Source organism: Devosia chinhatensis, assembly GCF_000969445.1.
Classification (GTDB): domain Bacteria; phylum Pseudomonadota; class Alphaproteobacteria; order Rhizobiales; family Devosiaceae; genus Devosia; species Devosia chinhatensis.
Genome location: NZ_JZEY01000054.1, coordinates 543,296 through 561,994, shown reverse-complemented (window position 1 = coordinate 561,994; position 18,699 = coordinate 543,296). Strand labels below are relative to the sequence as shown.

Genomic DNA, 18,699 nt, shown 5'->3' with positions numbered 1-18,699 from the left:
TAAAACTTGATGTCCTCGTCAGCTGGGGCGCTTGGGGCGCTGCAGCAACACGGCGAGAATGATGATCACGCCCTGGAAAGCGCCGTTCAGATAGGGGCTGATGAAGCTTTGCAGGTTGAGGATATTGCCGATGAGGCCGAGGATGATGACACCAACCACCGTTCCCCAGACCCGGCCATAGCCGCCCTTGAGCGTGGTGCCACCGATGATCACAGCGGCGATGGCTTCCAGCTCCCAGAGCACGCCCGTCGTGCTCGAGGCCGAGCCAAGGCGTGGCACATAGAGCAGCACCGCAACAGCCACCAGAATACCCTGCAGGATGTAGGTGATGAGCCGGACATTATCGACATTGATCGAGGAATAGCGGGCGACCTGCTCGTTCGAGCCAATCGCGGCACAATGGCGGCCAAAGGCGGTACGGCGCATGACCAGTTCGCCGATGATCGCCACCAGGGCAAAGACCAGGATCGGATAGGGAATGCCCAGAAATCCGTTGTAATAGACCGGGCGATAGACGTCGGCGACCTGGAAATTGAGCGAGAGCGTGCCGCCATCGGCCAGGAACGTGACGAGCGAGCGGAAGATACCCATCGTCCCCAGCGTCACGATAAAGGCTTCGATGCGCCCTCTCGTGATCATCAATCCGTTGCCGACACCCGCCACACCGCCAAGGAGGATGCCCGCTGCCATGCCGGCCAGGATCACGCCCCAGCCGATGCCGAAAGTGGGGATCAGCCAGTTCATCACCATGATCATGACGCCGGCAATCACCGCCGCCATCGACCCCACGGACAGGTCGAGGCCGCCCGAGGTGATCACGAACGTCGCGCCGATGGCGATGATGCCGATGAAGCTCGAGCGCGCCAGCACATTGGTGATATTGTTATAGGTGAGGAAATTCTCGTTGAGCGTGATGCCCAGCAACACCAGCAGAGCCAGCGCCGCCAACGGGCCCACGGTCTTGAGATCCCATTTGAAACCAGTCCTGGCCTTCGCCGGAATCTCAGGCGCTGATACGCTCATCGTGTCCACTCTGCTTGATGCCTGCGGCGTACCGCATGATTTCTTCTTCGGTGATCTCGGCGCCCTCGAGCACCCCGGCAATGCGGCCGGTGCGCATCACCACGACCCGGTGGGAAAGCCCGATGACTTCCTGCAGTTCCGAAGAGATGACGATGATCGCCTTCCCCTCGGCGGCCAGGGCCGCGATGATGTGATAGATCTGCTGCTTGGTGCCGACATCGATGCCGCGGGTCGGCTCATCCATGATGATGATGTCCGGGTCGCTCTCCATGGTCTTGCCCAGCATCAGCTTCTGCTGGTTTCCGCCCGACAGGCGCCCCACGGCGACGGAGGCATCACGGGCGCGAATGTCGAAGCGGCGCGTGGCCCGTTCGAGCGCCCGCTGCTCGCTTGACGTATCCAGGAACCCGGCCCGCATGTGCTTGGCCAAGGTCAGCAGGGTCAGGTTGGGCCGCAGGCCCATATTGAGCAACAGGCCCTTTCCCTTGCGATCCTTGGTCATGTAGGCGATGCCCGCCTCGACCGATTGGGCCACGCGGGTGAAATTCACACTTTGGCCATTGAGCTCAATCTCGCCCGCGTTCCGGTGTGTCAGCCCGACGATTGCTTCGGCCACAGCCGTCCGGCCAGAGCCGATGAGGCCGGCGAAACCGAGGATTTCGCCTCGGCGCAGGTCGAACGAAATGCCCGAGACCGACCGCGTCGCCAGATTGCGCACGCTGAGCAGGACCGGCTCGTCCACATTCGGCTCGTGCTTGGGGGGATAGAGGTTGGAGAGTTCACGACCCACCATCATCTGAGCGATGGAATCGGGCGTCAGCGCCTCGGTGCCCACGGTTGCGATCAATTGCCCGTCCCGCAATACCGTAACGCGATTGGCCAGCTCCATGATCTCATCGAGCTTGTGCGAGATGAACACGACCGAAACACCCCGCGCCGTCAGCCGGCGGATTTGCTCGAAAAGGGTCTGCGTCTCACCCACCGACAGGACTGCGGTGGGCTCGTCCATGATCAGCACGCGCGCATCGCGGCTTATCGCCTTGGCGATTTCCACCATCTGCTTGTCGGCAACCGACAGGCTCGAAATGCGCGCATCAGGATCGACATGTACATGCAGCGTTTCCATCACCTCAGCGGCACGGCGGCGCATTTCACTCACCTTGAGAAACGGCCCCTGCCGCAGCTCGCGCCCCAGAAAGATGGAATCGGCCACCGTCAGGTGCTCGGCCAGGTTCAGTTCCTGATGAATGAGGACGATGCCCATGGCTTCGGCCTTGCCGTCCGGTGGCAGCACCACGGTCTGGCCGTCATAGGTAATCGTGCCGGATGTCGGCTGTTCGATGCCGGACAAAATCTTGATCAGGGTGGATTTGCCCGCGCCATTCTCGCCGATAATGGCGTGAACCTCACCCGGCTTGATGTCGAAATCGATGCTGAACAGCACGGGGATTTCGCCGAAGGACTTTGAGATGCGATGAGCCGACAAGATCGGCGCTCTGGTCGCGTCGTGCGTATCGCTCATGCTTCAGCCCTCCCCCGAGCGCGGCGCACTTGCTGTGCAGCTCTTCGCTCTCGAGATGATGTAAAGGTTTTCATGATTGATGTAAAGGTTTACACAGAGGCATAAGTGTAAGAGCCTGGGGGAATGTCGTGGCGGAGGATGCGACATCTGCTAAAGGCAGGGGCGCACAGGGCTTTCGCCAAGTGCGTTGAGGGTGGAGCGACCCAATTGCAGCAGCAAAAGCTGGCGACGATCGAAGATGTTGCGACCATGGCCGGCGTGTCCATCGCCACGGTCAGCCGTGCCATCAACGAGCCGACCAAGGTCGCCGACGCCACCCGCAAGCGCGTCACCGAAGCCATAGCCCGCACCGGCTATACCACCAATGCCATGGCCCGTTCGCTGCGCATGCGGCGATCCAACATGATTCTCATTCTCGCCCCAGATGTGGGCGATCCGAACTTTTCCAATATCCTTGTCGGGCTCGAAACCGAGGCCAGCAAGCGCGGCTATGGCCTGCTCATCGGCAATACGCAGAACGACCCCAGCCGCGAAACCGACTACCTGCGCTTTATCTCGTCAAACCAGGCCGATGGGCTGATCCTGTTTACCGGCCACCTGCCCTTCGGGTTCGGCCAGGATCAGGGAGAGGTTCGCCTGCCGCCCATGGTGGCCGTCAACGAACCGGTCACCGGGCAGGATATTCCCTTCGTGGGCGTAGACAATTTCGAGGGTGCCCGCATCGCCGCCGAACACCTGATCTCGCAGGGTCATCGCCGCATCGCCTTTATCGGCCGCTCCACCAGCCGCGAAATCAATCGGTTGCGCGAACTTGGCTATCGCGCCGCGCTCGAGGGTGCTGGCATCGCCATCGATCCGCGCCTCATCATCGATGGCGATGGCACGACCGAAAGCGGTCGTGCCGCAGCCGAATTGATGTTCGTGCGCGATGCGCTGCCCACGGCCTTCTTCTGCGTCAACGACGCAACGGCGCTGGGCGTCATAATCGCGCTCAATGCTCGCCGTTACGACTTGCCCCAGCGTTTTTCGATCATGGGTTTCGACGACATTTCGTTCGCCAGTTTCGTCAGCCCCTCGCTGACCACGATGAAGCAGCCCCGTCACCGGATCGGCGAAGCGGCGATGGAATTGCTGCTCGGCATGCTGGCGGGGGAAACACCGAAATCGCGCCAGGTCCTGTTGCGTGCGGAGCTGATCGTGCGCAATTCAGTTTCGCGGCCCGGCACCTAATCCAGCTCTATCGGCCGTTTTTGGCCAGCCAGTCCTTCATCCACGCAATCTCGGCTTCCTGCGACTGGATGATCGATTGCGCCAGGGCCAGCACTTCCGGGTCGCTTCCATGTTCGAGGATGATCCGGGCCATGTCCACGGCGCCCTGGTGATGGGGGATCATGCCGGCGATGAAGTCGACATCGGCATTTCCCGTAAAGTCGATGTCCATCTCGGCATGCATGCGCATATTGGCCTGCTTGAATGCCTGCGTGGCGGCACTGCCGGCCATCATTGCGGCGTGGTCGTGACCTCCATGTCCGGAATGGTCCTGGGCTGCGACAGGCAGGCAAAGGGCGAGAAAAAGGACTGTCGGCACAGCGTGTTTCATGGAGGGCTCCTTCGTGTGTGCAATCTTATGCAGCCCTGACATATGGGAAGGTCAAGGCCCTCGAACGCTGCCATCGCGCCACAGCACCAGCGAGGTGCGACCGTGACAGGCGCGCTTTTCCGTGGAGCCGAAACCCAGTCGCGCTGCCAAGGCCAGGGAGGGCGCATTTTCCGGGTCGATGAGACAGGCAGAGCGGTCCATTGCCTTGGCCGCGGCCCAGGCGAGAACCGCCTTCATCGCTTCCTGGGCCAGGCCCCTGCCCTGCCAGGCCGGATCGAACACCCATCCGGCTTCGGGCACATCGAGTCCAGGGTCCAGGTCGCGTCGGAAATCGGCCAGCCCAGCCTCGCCGATAAGCTGGCCCGACTGCTTTTCGATGACGGCAAAATAGCCGAAGCCAAGCAGCTGCCAGTGCCCGGAATAGCGCAGGATGCGCGACCAGACTTCTTCGGGCGTACTGGGGCGCCCACCGATATATCGGGTCACGTCCGGGTGGCCCCACAGAGCCGAACAGGCAGCGTGGTCATCTGTTTGGTGACCACGCAGGACCAGTCGCTCGGTGTCGAGAACCGGAACCATTACCCCGTGACGACCGCATCGCGCGGCATGTCGGAAAAGATTTCCGGCTTGCCGTTGCGGATCATTACGATCTCCTCCAGCCGCTGGCCGAACCGTCCCTGCAGATAGATGCCTGGCTCGATGGAAAATACCATGCCTTCGTCGAGAACGGTCTCGCTGGTGCCGGTGATATAGGGCGCTTCATGCACATCGATGCCCAGGCCATGCCCGGTGCGGTGCAGGAAGAACTCGCCATAGCCGGCCGCCGCGATCACATCGCGCGCCGCCTTGTCGACATCCTTGGCCTTGGCGCCGGGAACCGAGGCCGCGATGGCCGCCTCCACCGCGCGGTCCAGGATGTCGTGGATTTCGTCAAAGCCCTCGGGCTTGGAACCGAAATAGCCAATGCGGGTCATGTCGGAGGGATAGCCGCCGATGCGGCCGCCGATATCGATCAGTACGGCATCGCCGCTCTTGAGCGGGGTATCGCCGGTATGGTGATGCGGGAAGGCGCCATTGGGTCCGAAGCAGACCGAGATGAATTGCGTCGTCGCGCCATTCGCCTTGTAGAAGTTCGCGATCACCTCGGCCACGCCGAGTTCGGTAATGCCGTCGCGGAGCGCCGCAAAGCCGGCTTTCATCGCCCCGTCATTGAGAATATGGGAGGCCTTGAGCAGCGCGTACTCGGCTTCGTCCTTGCGCGAGCGCAGATAGCCCACAGTGTCATTGGTGAAGCGGCGCTTGGCGCCCGGCAGCGCGTCGAGAACCAGCAGGGCAAAATCGGCACGCATGGTTTCGTCGAGCACGATGGAGGGGGCGATCGGGGAAATTCCCGTTGCCGCGATCAGCTGCGCCAGCGCGGCATCCGGGCCCTCGGCGTCCGCCCATGGAAAGAAGGGCAGGTCCGTGTGCTGGCGCGAGGAATCCACGTTGAGCGCGGGCATCAGAAGTCCTGCATAGGTCTGGCTCACCAGCAGCAGAACCGGTCGTTCGTCGCCATGGGGGGAGAGATCGACCAGATACCGCATATGGCTCGATGGCCCGATGACCACGAGGTCCGTTCCGGTCTCCGCCATGCGGGTGCGCAGCTTTTCCATACGGGCGGTCAAGGTCGGGTTCATGCCAATTTCTCGCGGATTTTATTCAAGGGATTGCCTCTCACCGCAACGCTTCGGCTGAAGAGCTGGGATGAGAGGCCAAAGGAGGCGGGGCCGGACGGGAGGAGGAGTGTCCGGCCCCGCTAACGGCGACCCGAGGGAACGTGGCCGCCGTATCTGAAGGACCTGAACGCTTAGTTCTTGGTCACAAGACGGTAGTAGACGAAGTCCGAATTGGACCCGTTCACATAGCCGTCGACATTGTTGGCCATGCCGATCTGCAGGGCGGCCTGGAACATGATCACGATCGGGCTTTCGGCCTGAACCTTCTGCTGCAGGTCGACATACATTTCGTTGCGCACGTTCTGGTCGGCTTCGGCCAGGGCGGCATTGACCTCGTCGTTCATTTCCTGCGGCACGGCCCAGGCATTCCGCCAGGTCGTGGTGGCGGTGTAGTTATCATCCGCATTGTTGGAATTGTACGCGAAGGCCTTGGCGTTCGAATGCGGGTCCATGAAGTCGGGGCCCCAATAGAGCAGCATGGCCTGGTGGGTGCGCTCACGGTATTTCGTGATCACCTGGGCACCGGTGCCCGGCAGGATCTCGAAGTTGATGCCGGCCTCGGAGAAACCGGCCTGCAGCGACTGGGCGATATCAGTGAAGGGGGCCGAGTTGATCACGTCGAGCGTGACGTTGATCGGGGTCTCAACGCCGGCATCGGCCAGGATCTGCTTGGCCTTTTCCACGTCATAGCTGAACGGTGTCTCGTCATAGGAGCCCGGGAAGCCCTTGGGCCAGAAGGCCTGGTGCTTTTCCATCTGGCCCTTGAGGAAGGTCTCGGTCATCCCGTCATAATCGACGAGGTAACGTGCGGCTTCCCACACGGCCGGGGGGGTCAGGCTCTCGGTCTTCTGGTTGAACGAGAGGAAGTGCACGGCAGCCTGCGGGAAGGTTTCGACCTTGACGCTGTCACCTAGGCCACTGATCTGGTCGGGGGTCAGGTTCTTGGCGATGTCCACATCGCCCGAGGTCAGCAGCAGCTGCTGTGTGGCGGCTTCGGCGACGTGACGGATCAGCACCTGCTTCATCGCCGGCGCACCGTTCCAGTAGGTTTCGTTGGCGGTCAGACGCACCAGTTCGGCCGGACGGTAATCGGTCAGCACAAACGGGCCGGAGCCGGCCGAATTGGTGTTGAGCCAGGCATTGCCCATGTCGCCGTCGACCTCGTTCTGCATGACGAGGACTTCGTCGACGATGGCGCCGGGGCGTGCGGCCAGCACGTTCAGCACGAATGCCGAAGCGAAGTCGCCGGTCCACTTGACGGTGACCGTGTTGCCGTCGACCGTGACCATCTCGCCGATGTTCTCGGGGGTCCAGCCCAGCTGGGTCAGGATGAAGGCCGGGGTCAGGTTCAGCGTGACCACGCGGGTGAACGAGAACTGCACGTCTTCGGCGCGCACCGGGTTGCCCGACGCAAAGGTTGCGCCCTCACGCATGGTGAAGGTCAGCGTCTTGGCCTCTTCGTCGGCCACCCATTCCGAAGCGAGGCCCGGTGCCAGCACCGTGGTGTCCTCGGCATCGTACTGGACGAGCTTGTCGTAGAGGTTGGCGTTGATTTCGCCGGCCGAGAATTCATAGGCCTGGGCGGGATCGAGCGCGACGATATCGTCGATGTTCTGGGCGATGACCAGAGCGTCGGCCGGGGTTGCGGCATAGGCGGCGCCGGCCGCAAGCGGCAGGGCGAGCGCGGAAGCCAGAAGGGCAGCGCGGAACAGCTTCATGAGCGTTTCTCCTTGGGGGTGACTTTTTTCCGGACCGGCTTGTTGACGCCGGCTTTGGGTTTCGCCACGGCCGGGCGCGGCCTTGCCGTGGAGCGAAAGAGAGCAAGCGTGCCCGTCCACAACAGACGGGCAGGCTCATTGGTATGGTTTGACCAGGAATGGGGACGGTTGCCGCGGAAATGCAGGCTGTCGCCGGCACTCATCACCATTTCCTCGCCATCGAGGCGCTGCGTGATCGCGCCTTCGAGTATGAAGAGGATTTCCTCGCCCTCATGTGCCACCGTCTCGGAGCGATAGCCCGGCGGCACGGTCATGAGGAAACTTGAGAGCTGATTGCCGGGAAAGTCCGCACCCAAGCGTTCATAGACGATGGAAGAGCCATCGAGCGAGAAGCGATTGCGCTCTCCTTGCCGGGTCAGGGCATTATGCGTCGCAGGCGCTGCAACGAAATAGTCGATGGAAACGCCGAGCGCCTTGGCGATCTGTGCAAGCGTTCCCAAAGATGGCGTCGCATGATCGCGCTCCACCTGGCTCAGATACCCCACTGATACGGCGGCGGCCTCGCCCAGCTCCATCAGCGTCATCTGCTGCTGACGGCGGCGCGCACGGATCAGCGCACCCACTTTGGGATGCCCCTCTTCCTTCTTCACAGCCGCTTCTGCCATGCCCATCCCACCAAAATTTTTTTGATATAAGCAAAGTTTCTTGTATGGTGAAAGCGAAATGTGAAGGTTGCGCGACTGGCCAGCGATTGCAGCTGGCGGTACCAAACCCCTGTTCTTCAAGAGGAATTTTGAGTGGCGATAGATCAGCAATCCGCCCCGCCGCCCTTGGCGCCCAGCTTGCGAAACAAGCGCCTGGGCCGGACTGCGATGACAATCGGCGGCTTTGCCCTCACCCTTTTCCTCACCTTTCTCGGCCTTCTGGCCATCACCTTCTTCATCGGCCGGGTCATTCCCATCGATCCCGTGCTGTCTGTCGTTGGCGACCGTGCCACGCAGGCACAATATGAGGCCGCCCGCATCGCCATGGGGCTCGACCGGCCTCTCTGGCAGCAGTTCTTTTCCTATGTGGGCAATGTCTTCACCGGCGATCTCGGCCGCTCGGTCTCGACCGGCCGCCTTGTCGCCGAGGATTTGTCGCGCTTTTTTCCCGCGACCTTCGAAATGGCCACGCTGGGCATCCTGATCGGGGTCGCCCTTGGCGTGCCGCTTGGCGTCACCGCTGCTGCCAATCAAGGTTCCTGGCTCGATCAGGTGATCCGCGTCATCGGCCTTCTGGGCTATTCGGTTCCCGCCTTCTGGTTGGGACTGGTGGGCCTCGCGCTCTTCTATGCCCGATTGCGCTGGGTCGGCGGGCCGGGCAGGCTCGACATCTTCTACGACGGCCTCGTGCAGCCGGTGACTGGCATGATCCTCATCGACTCCCTGCTGCGCGGAGAGATCGACATCTTCTGGAATGCCGTCAGCCACATCATCCTGCCGGCATCGGTCCTGGGCTTTTTCAGCCTTGCCTATATTGCCCGCATGACCCGCAGCTTCATGCTCGATCAGCTCAGCCAGGAATTCGTCACCACTGCCCGGGTCAAGGGCGTTCCGGAACGCGTCGTTATCTGGCGACACGCCTTCAATCCGATCCGCGTGCCGCTGATCACGGTTATCGGCCTGTCCTATGCCGGCCTGCTCGAGGGCTCGGTGATGATCGAGACCGTTTTCTCCTGGCCCGGCATCGGCAATTACCTCACCACGGCCTTGCTCAATGCCGACATGAACGCCGTGCTCGGCTCCACCCTGGTGATCGGCGCCGTGTTCATCGTCATCAACAAGGTTTCGGACGTACTCTACCGCATCCTCGACCCGAGGGCGAAGTGATGGTTTTGCATCCGCTTTTCACTGCCACCGCACGCACAGGAGTCCCCGCATGACCACTCGCGACTGGCTCCTTGCCGACAGCCCAACGTCCCGTATGCAGGCCAATGCCGGCCGGCTCTATCGCGTCTTTACGGCGCTCTTGCGCAATCCGTTGTCGGTTCTGGGCGGCATCATCATTCTCGTCCTCTTGATCACGGCGGCCTTTGCGCCCTGGATCGCGCCCTATTCCCCCACCGGGCAGAACCTCTCGGCGCGCCTCCTGCCGCCCTCCTCCGAATATTGGATGGGCACGGACGAGCTGGGGCGCGACATCTTTTCTCGCGTCGTCTGGGGGAGCCAGATCACGCTGACCATCGTGGGGCTGGTTGCGCTCATATCGGCGCCGCTGGGCCTGCTGATCGGCGCCATTGCCGGCTATTTCGGCGGCTGGGTCGATCGCATCCTGATGGGCTTCACCGATATCTTCCTGTCGCTGCCCAAGCTGATCCTGGCCCTGGCCTTCGTGGCCGCTTTGGGCCCGGGCATCAACAATGCCATCATCGCCATCGCCATCACCTCCTGGCCGGCCTATGCCCGCATCGCCCGCGCCGAGACGCTGACCATCCGCAATGCCGAATATATCTCAGCCGTTCAGCTGGCTGGCGGCGGGCCCATCCGCATCATCGTCCAGCACATCCTGCCGCTCTGCACCTCATCGATGATCATCCGCGTCACGCTCGACATGGCCGGCGTCATCCTCACTGCGGCCGGTCTCGGTTTCATCGGGCTCGGCGCCCAGCCGCCCCTGCCTGAATGGGGCGCCATGATCAGCCGCGGCCGCACCTTCATCCTCGATCAGTGGTGGGTTGCGACTATGCCCGGTTTTGCCATCATCATCGTCAGCCTTGGCTTCTGCTTCCTCGGCGATGGCCTGCGCGACGTGCTCGACCCAAAAAGCGAGGGCAAGTCATGACCGCCCCGCTGCTCGAAGTCGAAAACCTGCGCGTGTCGTTCCCGACCCATTCGGGGCGCGTCGAAGTGGTCAAGGGCCTTTCCTTTTCCCTCGGCCGCGAACGCCTGGGCATCGTGGGCGAAAGCGGCTCGGGCAAGTCCATGACCGGCCGCTCGATTCTCAAGCTCATCCGCAAGCCCGGCGAGGTCCAGGCCGACAAGCTGCATTTCGATGGCATCGACATTCTCGCCCAGAACGAGAAGCAGATGCGCGCCATACGTGGCGCCCGCATTTCCATGGTCATGCAGGACCCCAAATTCTCGCTCAATCCGGTGATGACCGTGGGCGCGCAAATCGCCGAGGCGTTGGTGACGCATCAGAAGCTGCCACGCCGCGACGTTCAGGCGCGCATCCTCGAAATGCTCGAGGCCGTGCGCATCAACGACCCCGAGCGCGTCGCCAAGCTTTACCCGCACGAGGTTTCGGGCGGCATGGGCCAGCGCATCATGATCGCCATGATGCTGATCCCCGAGCCTGAACTGCTGATAGCCGACGAGCCGACCTCCGCACTCGACGTCTCCGTGCAGGCGCAGGTGCTCGACATTATCGATGACCTCGTCACCCGCAAGGGCATGGGCCTCATTCTCATCAGCCACGACCTGGCGCTGGTCAGCCGCTATTGCGACCGGATTCTGGTGATGAATGCGGGCCGCGTGGTGGAGGAATGCGCGGCGGGGCAACTCGAACAGGCCCAGCACCCCTATACGCGCGGGCTGCTCGCCGCCATGCCCGTGATCGACGACACCCGCGACGAACTTCCCGTGCTCGACCGCACGCAATGGGCCGGCACATGAACGCCATAGACCTCAAGAACCTCAACATTTCCTATGGCGACACCAAAGTCGTCTTCGACGTCGACCTCGACATTGCCGAGGGCGAGAGCTTTGCCCTCGTGGGCGAATCCGGCTCGGGCAAGTCCACCATTCTGCGGGCCATTGCCGGCCTTGCGCCTGACTGGACCGGGGCCATCTCTGTCATGGGCCAGGGCCGCAGCCATCATGTCGACCGCGCCGTATCGCGCCAGGTGCAAATGGTATTTCAGGACCCCTATGGCTCACTGCATCCGCGCAAGACCATCGATGCCGCCCTGTCCGAACCGCTGGCCATCCACGGCATCGGCAACCGCGACGAGCGCGTCGAGGCCGTGCTCAAATCGGTCGGGCTCGACCAGCGCTTCCGGTTCCGCTTCCCGCACCAGCTCTCCGGTGGCCAGCGCCAGCGCGTCGCCATTGCCCGCGCCCTCATGCTCGAACCCAAGGTGCTTCTGCTGGACGAGCCGACTTCAGCGCTGGACGTCTCGGTGCAGGCCGAAATTCTCAACCTGCTCAAGCGTCTGCGGCGCGAGCAGAACCTGACCTATCTCATGGTCACCCACAACCTGCCCGTCGTCAGCTTCCTCTGCGATCGCCTTGCCGTCATGCGCCACGGCCGCATCGTGGAAGTGGCCGACGTGTCTCAGCTCAAGGCCGGCCAGCTCAGCGACCCCTATTCGCAGGAATTGCTAGCCGCCACCGCCGGCAGCTAGCCAGGGCGGAAGGCCTGCTCAGCACTCTGTCGACCAAATCTCTGCCGGCCCCATCCGGCACCCCAAGACCACCAAGGACTACTCAGATGACCGATCACAAACCCGCCCTGGCCGCTTTCGATGCCGCAATTGCCAAGGCCAGGACTGCCGACGAGGCGTTTACCGCCCTCCAGGATCTGGCCCGGGCCGTCGTTGGCGCCAAGCTCTTCACAGTGATGCTGGTGGACATGCAGGCCGAACTGTCGCGCCGCGCCTATACCAGTGACCCGGTGAGCTATCCTGCCTCGGGCACCAAGCCGCTCAATTACGGTCCCTGGTTCGATATCGTTCATGGCAAGCGCGAATTCTTCGTCGCCAACACCATCGAAGACATCGCCAAGGTCCTGTTCGATCACGAGCTGATCAATTCGCTGGGTTGCCAGTCGGTGGTCAATGTACCGATCATCATCCGGGATGAGCTAGTCGGCTGCATGAACCTGCTCGATGTGGCGCATCACTATACCGAAGAGCGCCTGCAGACGATCCGCGACGTGCTCTCCATCCCAGCCAAGCTTGCGGTGCTTGTCGCACGCGGCTGAAATTGAGGGGCCCCGGCCCGCTGTGCTAGAACGGCGCCATGAAGACCATTCTCGTCGTCGGTATCGGCACCGGCAGCCCTGAGCACATGACCATAGCAGCCATCGACGCGCTCAACCGCGCCGATGTGCTGTTCGTGCCCGACAAGGGCGCGGACAAGGTCGCACTGGCCGATCTGAGGCATGCGATCATCGCCCGCTTCGTGACGGGCCAGCCACGCCAGATCGCCTATGACGTTCCCCGGCGCGATGCCGCCCATCCCGATTATGGCCAGGGTGTCGATGACTGGCATGATGCCCTGGGCCGCATCTTCAGCGATCTCATCGCGGAAATCCCGGCGGACGGCACCGGCGCCTTTCTCGTCTGGGGCGATCCGGGACTTTACGACTCCACCCTGCGCATTCTAGAGCGCGTCGAGACGCCCCATGCGGTAACGGTCATCCCCGGCATCACAGCCATCCAGGCGCTCACTGCCGCCCATGGCATTGCGCTCAACCGCATCGGCGAACCCGTTCTGGTCACCACCGGTCGCCAACTCGGTCCGGTCGACACCGATACGATCGTCATGCTCGACGGGCGCCTCGCCTTCCGAAACGCCGATCCAGACCTGCAGATTTTCTGGGGCGCCTATCTCGGCTCGCCCGACCAGATCCTTCTGTCCGGTCGCCTCGGCGACGTCGCCGAGCAGATCGTCACCACCCGCGCCCAGGCGCGCGCCCGCCATGGCTGGATCATGGACACCTATCTGCTGCGCAAGTCGCGATAGTGCGGCGAGCGTTCGGCTGTTAAGAGTTTTTCATGCTGTCCTGCGCACGTGTCCCAGTCCCGATACGCCCTGCCCGCGAAAGCAGGGAACCCTGCTTGCTGGAGCGGAGGTCCCCGCTTGCGGGGCAATGACATCGTGAGCCATCAAAGCACCCCCGCGTCAATTATCAGCCCTAGCCGCCGCGGCGCCTGTCCGACCCTCGACAAGCCCATGCAGACGGGCGACGGTCTGCTGGCCCGTATCCGGGTCGAGCGCAGAACATTGACGCCCGTTCAGCTCGCCGCGCTCTCCCAACTCGCCATCACCCATGGCAATGGCCTGCTCGAAATCTCCGCCCGCGGTAATCTGCAGGCGCGTGGCCTCCGCCCTGAAACCGCTCCGCATTTCGCTCGCGCTGTGACGGACCTGGTGCCGCTCGAAACCGGCCTTGTCGTCGACACCTCGCCGCTGGCCGGCAACGACCCGCTGGAAAAGGCAGACACCCGCCCCCTTGTCGCCGCCATTTGTCATGGTGCGCTCCCCTTGCAGGATAAACTCGGCCCCAAGGTCAGCGTCGTTGTGGACGGTGGCGGCCAGATCGCTCTCACCGCTATCAAGGCCGATGTCCGGCTTCTCGCTCTGGATGCAACCCACTGGGCCGTCCATCTTGGCGGCGGCAAACCGCAGGTGATGGATGCGGAAGCTGCCGTTTCCGCAACTTTGGCACTTCTCGCGGCGCTGGCCGCACTTGGGCCGGCGGCACGGGCAAACGATCTTTTTCCGAAGGCGAGCGTCGCCATGGCCTGCCCCAGTCCTGCCAACGGGCCGGGATGGGGGGCGGCCATGCTCAAAACCCGAAGCGGGCATGCAAGGCCGATAACCCTGCCCTTTAGCCAGATGCACGGCTCCGCCCTCATCGCCCTTGCCGATGCTGCCGAGGCTGCTGGCGTCGCCACCCTCCGTCTCGCCCCGGCCCATCGCCTCTTGCTCGACAATGCTCCGGACAGCCTTGTCGAAAGCGCCCTGTCCCTCGGCTTCATCACCGACCCCGCCGATGCGCGCCTTCGTGCCAGCGCCTGTATCGGAAGTGAGGGCTGCGCATCGGGCCATATTGCAGCGCGCAGTATCGCCGGGCGCCTTTCCGCGATGATCCCGGCAAATCAGCACCTGCACGTTTCCGGATGCGCCAAGGGTTGCGCACATCCGCAGCCTTCCGACATCACGCTGGTGGGTCGGGAGGATGGGATTGGCCTTGTCATAAAGGGCCGCGCGGGCGATACGCCTCAGCACATTCTTGACGAGGCTGGACTCGTTCCCGCCCTCGCCGCCCGGCAGGACGCCCGATGACGCAATACGACTACATCAAGGACGGCGACGCCATTTATCGTCAGTCCTTCGCCATCATCCGGTCCGAAGCGGATCTGTCGGCCTTTACCGAGGAAGAAGCCGTTCTGGCCGTCCGCATGATTCATGCTGCCGGCCTTGTCGAAGCGGCCCGGAATTTCGTTTTCGGACCCGGCTTCGTCACGGCGGCGCGCTCTGCCCTTCAAGCCGGTGCGCCGATTCTCTGCGATGCGGAAATGGTCGCCCGCGGCATTACCGCCGCGCGCCTGCCCGCCAATAATCCCGTCATCTGCACCCTGCGCGACGAACGCACGCCTGCCTTGGCAGCTGCCATCGGCAATACTCGCTCGGCCGCTGCGCTCGATCTCTGGGCCGAGCAGATGGCCGGCGCGGTCATCGCCATCGGCAATGCCCCGACGGCGCTGTTCCACCTGCTTGAATTGCTCCGCGATGGTGCGCCCAGGCCTGCCGCCATTCTGGGCATGCCGGTCGGGTTTGTCGGCGCGGCCGAATCCAAGGATGCCCTGGCCGAGAATTCCTATGGCATTCCCTTTGCCATCGTGCGGGGCCGGCTGGGCGGCAGCGCCATCACCTCGGCCTGTCTCAATGCGTTGGCGAGGCCGGGCCTGTGAGCGGTAAACTGATCGGCGTCGGCACCGGCCCGGGCGACCCCGAGCTCATCACCATAAAGGCCGCTCGCGCCATAACGCAGGCCGATGTGGTCGCGTTCTTTGCCAAGCGCGGCAATGCGAGCAATGCCCGCGCTATCGCTGCCGACCATTTCCGGCCCGGGCAAATCGAAGAAGCGCTCGACTATCCTGTCACCACAGAGATTCACCGGCACGACAGCGACTACAAGACCCAGATTGCCGCCTTCTATTCCGAGGCAGCACTGCGCCTGGCCGTTCATCTCGATGCCGGTCGCACCGTTGCCGTTCTCAGCGAGGGCGATCCGCTGTTCTATGGCAGCTACATGCATCTGCATGTCCGGCTTGCGCCGCAATATCCCACCGAGGTGATCGCGGGCATCACTGCCATGTCGGGTTCCTGGTCTCAGGCCGGCCTGCCGCTGGTGCAGGGCGACGACATTCTGACAATTCTGCCCGGCACGCTCGACCAGGCGGACCTCGTTCGTCGCCTGCAAGAAACCGACGGCGCCGTCATCATGAAGCTTGGCCGCAACCTGCCAAAGGTCCGCGCCGCACTTTGCGAAGCCGGCCGGCTCGACAATGCCGTCTATGTCGAGCGCGGCACGATGGCCAATGGCCACGTGATCCGCCTCAGCGACAAGCCCGATGACAGCGCACCCTATTTCTCGCTGATCCTGGTTGCTGGCTGGAGCACGCGTCCATGAGCGGGAGCCTCGTCATCATCGGCACCGGCCCGGGCAATCCCGGCCAGACCACGCCGCAGACCTTCGAAGCCATAGCGGCCAGCGACGTCTTTTTCGGTTACGGTCCCTATCTGGACCGCCTCGACCTCCGCCCCGATCAGGTCCGCATGGCGTCGGACAATCGCGAGGAGATCGACCGGGCGCGCGCGGCCCTCGATGCGGCAATGCGGGGTGCGAAAGTCTGCGTCGTGTCCGGCGGCGATCCGGGCGTCTTCGCGATGGCCGCCGCCATCTGCGAAGCGGTGGAGAACGGCCCGGAAACCTGGCGGCGTCTCGACATCAGGGTGCTGCCAGGCGTCACGGCGATGCTGGCGGTCGCCGCACGCGCGGGCGCACCCCTGGGCCACGATTTCTGCGCCATTTCCCTTTCGGACAATCTCAAGCCCTGGGATCTGATCGAACGCCGGCTGCGCGCGGTGGCCGAGGCGGGCCTCGTCATCGCGCTCTACAACCCCATCTCGAAGGCCCGCCCCTGGCAATTGTCCACGGCCTTCAAGCTGTTGCGCGAAGTATTGCCGGTCACGACACCCGTCATCTTCGGCCGTGCCGTCGGACGCTCGGACGAGAGCTTCGTCGTGGTGCCGCTCGGCGAGGCCGACCGGCAGCAGGCCGACATGGCGACATGCGTGATTATCGGCTCGGCCGAAACCCGCATCATCGAGCGACCGGGCCTCGATCCTCTGGTCTATTCGCCACGAGGTGTCGGGCTGTGACCGCGCCCTGGCTCACCATTGTCGGCATCGGCGAGGATGGTCTTGATGGCCTGTCCCCGGCCGCCCGCAGCGCCATTGCTACAGCGGAGATCGTCTTTGGTGGAACCCGTCACCTCGCCCTGGCTCACGCCGCCATCAGCGGCGACGCCCGCCCCTGGCTTTCGCCCTTCTCGGCCTCCGTCGACGCCATCATCGCCGAAAAAGGCCGTGCGGTCTGCGTCTTGGCCTCCGGCGATCCGTTTCGATATGGCGTCGGCGCCACGCTATCCCGGCATGTCGATCCGGCGCAGATGCGTACCTTTCCCCATTCTTCCGCCTTCAGCCTTGCCGCAGCCCGCCTCGGCTGGCCGCTGCAGGATGTGGTCAGCCTTTCGCTGCATGGCCGGCCGGTCGACCTCATCCGGCCCCACCTCCATTCAGCGTCACGCATCCTGGCCCTGACCTCGGACGAGCACGGTCCGGCTGCACTCGCCGCCCTCCTGACCGAGGCCGGGTTCGGCCGGTCCATCATCACCGTGATGGAGGCCTTGGGCGGCCCGCGCGAACAGGTGCGCTCGCAGATGGCCGAGTTCTTCGCTCTGGGCGACATCGATCCGCTCAATCTCTGCGCCGTCACGGTCGTGCCGCTGCCCGGCGCGCGTATCCTGCCGCTGGCGCCCGGCATCGAGGACGATCTGTTCGAGCATGACGGGCAGATCACCAAGCGCGACATCCGGGCTCTTACCCTGTCGGCTCTCGCGCCCCGACCGCGCGAAACCCTCTGGGACATCGGCGCGGGCTCGGGGTCGGTGGGCATCGAGTGGATGCTGGCTGGCCCGAGCCTGCGCACCATTGCCATCGAGCCTCACGGCGAGCGCGCCGCCCGCATATTGCGCAATGCCGGCCGGTTCGGCGTCCCCGATCTGCGCGTCGTCACGGGCAAGGCGCCCGAAGCGCTTGCTGGCCTCGAGCCGCCCCATGCCATTTTTGTAGGGGGCGGTGGCTCGGAGCCGGGTGTGATGGAGGCCGCCCTCGCCGCCCTGCGCCCCGGCGGCCGCCTCGTCGCCAATGCGGTGACCCTTGAAATGGAACACACGCTCATGACCCTCTACGCCCGACACGGTGGCGCACTCACGCGCGTAGCGGTCAGCCATGCCGAACCCATCGGCACCATGAAAGGCTGGCGCCCGGCCATGCCCATCACCCAATGGCGGTGGACCAAGCCATGACTGTGCATTTCATCGGTGCCGGGCCCGGTGCTGCCGATCTCATCACCGTGCGCGGCCGCGACCTGCTCGCCCGCTGCAGGGTCTGCCTCTATGCCGGCTCCATCGTCCCCAGGGAAATGCTGGACTGGTGCCCGCCCGGCGCCCGGCTCGTCGATACGGCGCCGCTGTCGCTCGACGAGATCGAGGCAGAATACGTGAGGGCCCATGAGGAGGGCGAGGACGTCGCGCGCCTCCATTCAGGCGACCTTTCCGTCTGGAGCGCGGTCGCCGAACAGATCCGCCGGCTCGACCGGCTCGCCATTCCCTATGATCTCACCCCCGGCGTCCCCGCCTTCGCCGCCGCCGCCGCTGCTTTGGGGCGCGAACTCACCATTCCCGCAATTGCGCAAAGCCTGGTGCTGACCCGCGTCTCCGGCCGCGCCTCCCCCATGCCACAGGGGGAAACCCTTTCAGCCTTCGCGACGACCGGCGCAACGCTCGCCATTCACCTCGCCATCCATGCGCTGGACCAGGTCGTGGCCGAGCTGACCCCCCATTATGGCGCTGATTGTCCGGTGGCGATCGTCGCTCATGCGAGCTGGCCCGACCAGAAGATCCTGCGCGGCACCCTGGCCGACATTGCTGCTGCCTTTGCCGCCGACCCCGTGGAGCGCACCGCGCTGATCTTTGTTGGCCGCGGCCTCGGCGCTGATGATTTCCGCGAAAGTTCGCTTTACGATCCCGATTACCAACGCCGCTTCCGCGGACGCTGA

20 protein-coding genes are annotated in these 18,699 nt (G+C 63.7%); 13 read left to right on the top strand and 7 right to left on the bottom strand.

Annotated features, from left to right (window positions below):
• Window positions 1–18 precede the first annotated feature (18 nt).
• Window positions 19–1,023, bottom strand: coding sequence for an ABC transporter permease (locus tag VE26_RS02800; RefSeq protein WP_052715617.1), 1,005 nt, complete (start codon window positions 1,021–1,023; stop codon window positions 19–21).
• Window positions 1,004–2,545, bottom strand: a complete 1,542-nt coding sequence (locus VE26_RS02795; protein ID WP_046103676.1) for a sugar ABC transporter ATP-binding protein — start codon at window positions 2,543–2,545, stop codon at window positions 1,004–1,006. The genes VE26_RS02800 and VE26_RS02795 overlap by 20 nt, the downstream gene beginning before the upstream one ends.
• 207 nt (window positions 2,546–2,752) lie before the next feature.
• On the opposite strand from VE26_RS02795, the gene VE26_RS02790 reads away from it, so the two are divergent.
• On the top strand, window positions 2,753–3,775 hold the full coding sequence (locus VE26_RS02790; RefSeq protein ID WP_280136863.1) for a LacI family DNA-binding transcriptional regulator: 1,023 nt from the start codon (window positions 2,753–2,755) through the stop codon (window positions 3,773–3,775).
• Between the two features lie 7 nt (window positions 3,776–3,782).
• On the opposite strand, the gene copM is transcribed toward VE26_RS02790, so the two are convergent.
• The 5 genes from copM to VE26_RS02765 form a co-directional block, all read right to left on the bottom strand.
• Complete coding sequence (gene copM, locus VE26_RS02785) at window positions 3,783–4,145, bottom strand: CopM family metallochaperone (protein WP_046103675.1); 363 nt, start codon at window positions 4,143–4,145, stop codon at window positions 3,783–3,785.
• Window positions 4,146–4,196: 51 nt separating this feature from the next.
• Complete coding sequence (locus tag VE26_RS02780) at window positions 4,197–4,724, bottom strand: GNAT family N-acetyltransferase (RefSeq protein WP_046103674.1); 528 nt, start codon at window positions 4,722–4,724, stop codon at window positions 4,197–4,199.
• A complete protein-coding gene (locus tag VE26_RS02775; protein ID WP_046103673.1) occupies window positions 4,724–5,824 on the bottom strand; it encodes a M24 family metallopeptidase in 1,101 nt (366 codons plus the stop codon). Before VE26_RS02775 ends, VE26_RS02780 begins: the two co-directional genes overlap by 1 nt.
• A gap of 170 nt (window positions 5,825–5,994) precedes the next feature.
• The gene (locus VE26_RS02770; protein ID WP_046103672.1) at window positions 5,995–7,581 is read right to left on the bottom strand and encodes an ABC transporter substrate-binding protein; all 1,587 of its coding nucleotides are present in this window, start codon (window positions 7,579–7,581) and stop codon (window positions 5,995–5,997) included.
• Window positions 7,578–8,246, bottom strand: coding sequence for a helix-turn-helix domain-containing protein (locus VE26_RS02765; RefSeq protein WP_046104933.1), 669 nt, complete (start codon window positions 8,244–8,246; stop codon window positions 7,578–7,580). Before VE26_RS02765 ends, VE26_RS02770 begins: the two co-directional genes overlap by 4 nt.
• A gap of 207 nt (window positions 8,247–8,453) precedes the next feature.
• On the opposite strand from VE26_RS02765, the gene VE26_RS02760 reads away from it, so the two are divergent.
• The 12 genes from VE26_RS02760 (at window position 8,454) to cobM (ending at window position 18,699) form a co-directional block, all read left to right on the top strand.
• Window positions 8,454–9,452 carry an ABC transporter permease gene (locus tag VE26_RS02760; protein WP_046104932.1) on the top strand — a complete coding sequence of 333 codons (999 nt, stop codon included), beginning with the start codon at window positions 8,454–8,456 and terminating at the stop codon, window positions 9,450–9,452.
• Between the two features lie 49 nt (window positions 9,453–9,501).
• Window positions 9,502–10,404 (top strand): ABC transporter permease, encoded by a 903-nt coding sequence (locus VE26_RS02755; protein WP_046103671.1) that lies wholly within the window; start codon window positions 9,502–9,504, stop codon window positions 10,402–10,404.
• On the top strand, window positions 10,401–11,237 hold the full coding sequence (locus VE26_RS02750) for an ABC transporter ATP-binding protein (protein ID WP_046103670.1): 837 nt from the start codon (window positions 10,401–10,403) through the stop codon (window positions 11,235–11,237). The genes VE26_RS02755 and VE26_RS02750 overlap by 4 nt, the downstream gene beginning before the upstream one ends.
• Complete coding sequence (locus VE26_RS02745; protein WP_046103669.1) at window positions 11,234–11,968, top strand: ABC transporter ATP-binding protein; 735 nt, start codon at window positions 11,234–11,236, stop codon at window positions 11,966–11,968. The genes VE26_RS02750 and VE26_RS02745 overlap by 4 nt, the downstream gene beginning before the upstream one ends.
• A gap of 86 nt (window positions 11,969–12,054) precedes the next feature.
• On the top strand, window positions 12,055–12,546 hold the full coding sequence (locus tag VE26_RS02740; RefSeq protein ID WP_046103668.1) for a GAF domain-containing protein: 492 nt from the start codon (window positions 12,055–12,057) through the stop codon (window positions 12,544–12,546).
• A 38-nt stretch (window positions 12,547–12,584) separates the two neighbouring features.
• Window positions 12,585–13,310: a precorrin-6A synthase (deacetylating) gene (gene cobF / locus VE26_RS02735; RefSeq protein WP_046103667.1), complete on the top strand. Its 726-nt coding sequence runs from the start codon at window positions 12,585–12,587 to the stop codon at window positions 13,308–13,310.
• Window positions 13,311–13,358: 48 nt separating this feature from the next.
• Window positions 13,359–14,636 carry a precorrin-3B synthase gene (gene cobG / locus VE26_RS02730; protein WP_342018392.1) on the top strand — a complete coding sequence of 426 codons (1,278 nt, stop codon included), beginning with the start codon at window positions 13,359–13,361 and terminating at the stop codon, window positions 14,634–14,636.
• On the top strand, window positions 14,633–15,265 hold the full coding sequence (locus tag VE26_RS02725; protein ID WP_046103665.1) for a precorrin-8X methylmutase: 633 nt from the start codon (window positions 14,633–14,635) through the stop codon (window positions 15,263–15,265). The genes cobG and VE26_RS02725 overlap by 4 nt, the downstream gene beginning before the upstream one ends.
• Window positions 15,262–15,987: a precorrin-2 C(20)-methyltransferase gene (locus VE26_RS02720; protein WP_152658688.1), complete on the top strand. Its 726-nt coding sequence runs from the start codon at window positions 15,262–15,264 to the stop codon at window positions 15,985–15,987. Before VE26_RS02725 ends, VE26_RS02720 begins: the two co-directional genes overlap by 4 nt.
• Window positions 15,984–16,739: a precorrin-3B C(17)-methyltransferase gene (locus tag VE26_RS02715; protein WP_046103663.1), complete on the top strand. Its 756-nt coding sequence runs from the start codon at window positions 15,984–15,986 to the stop codon at window positions 16,737–16,739. Before VE26_RS02720 ends, VE26_RS02715 begins: the two co-directional genes overlap by 4 nt.
• Window positions 16,736–17,947, top strand: a complete 1,212-nt coding sequence (locus VE26_RS02710) for a bifunctional cobalt-precorrin-7 (C(5))-methyltransferase/cobalt-precorrin-6B (C(15))-methyltransferase (protein WP_046103662.1) — start codon at window positions 16,736–16,738, stop codon at window positions 17,945–17,947. Before VE26_RS02715 ends, VE26_RS02710 begins: the two co-directional genes overlap by 4 nt.
• The gene (cobM, locus tag VE26_RS02705; protein ID WP_046104931.1) at window positions 17,944–18,699 is read left to right on the top strand and encodes a precorrin-4 C(11)-methyltransferase; all 756 of its coding nucleotides are present in this window, start codon (window positions 17,944–17,946) and stop codon (window positions 18,697–18,699) included. Before VE26_RS02710 ends, cobM begins: the two co-directional genes overlap by 4 nt.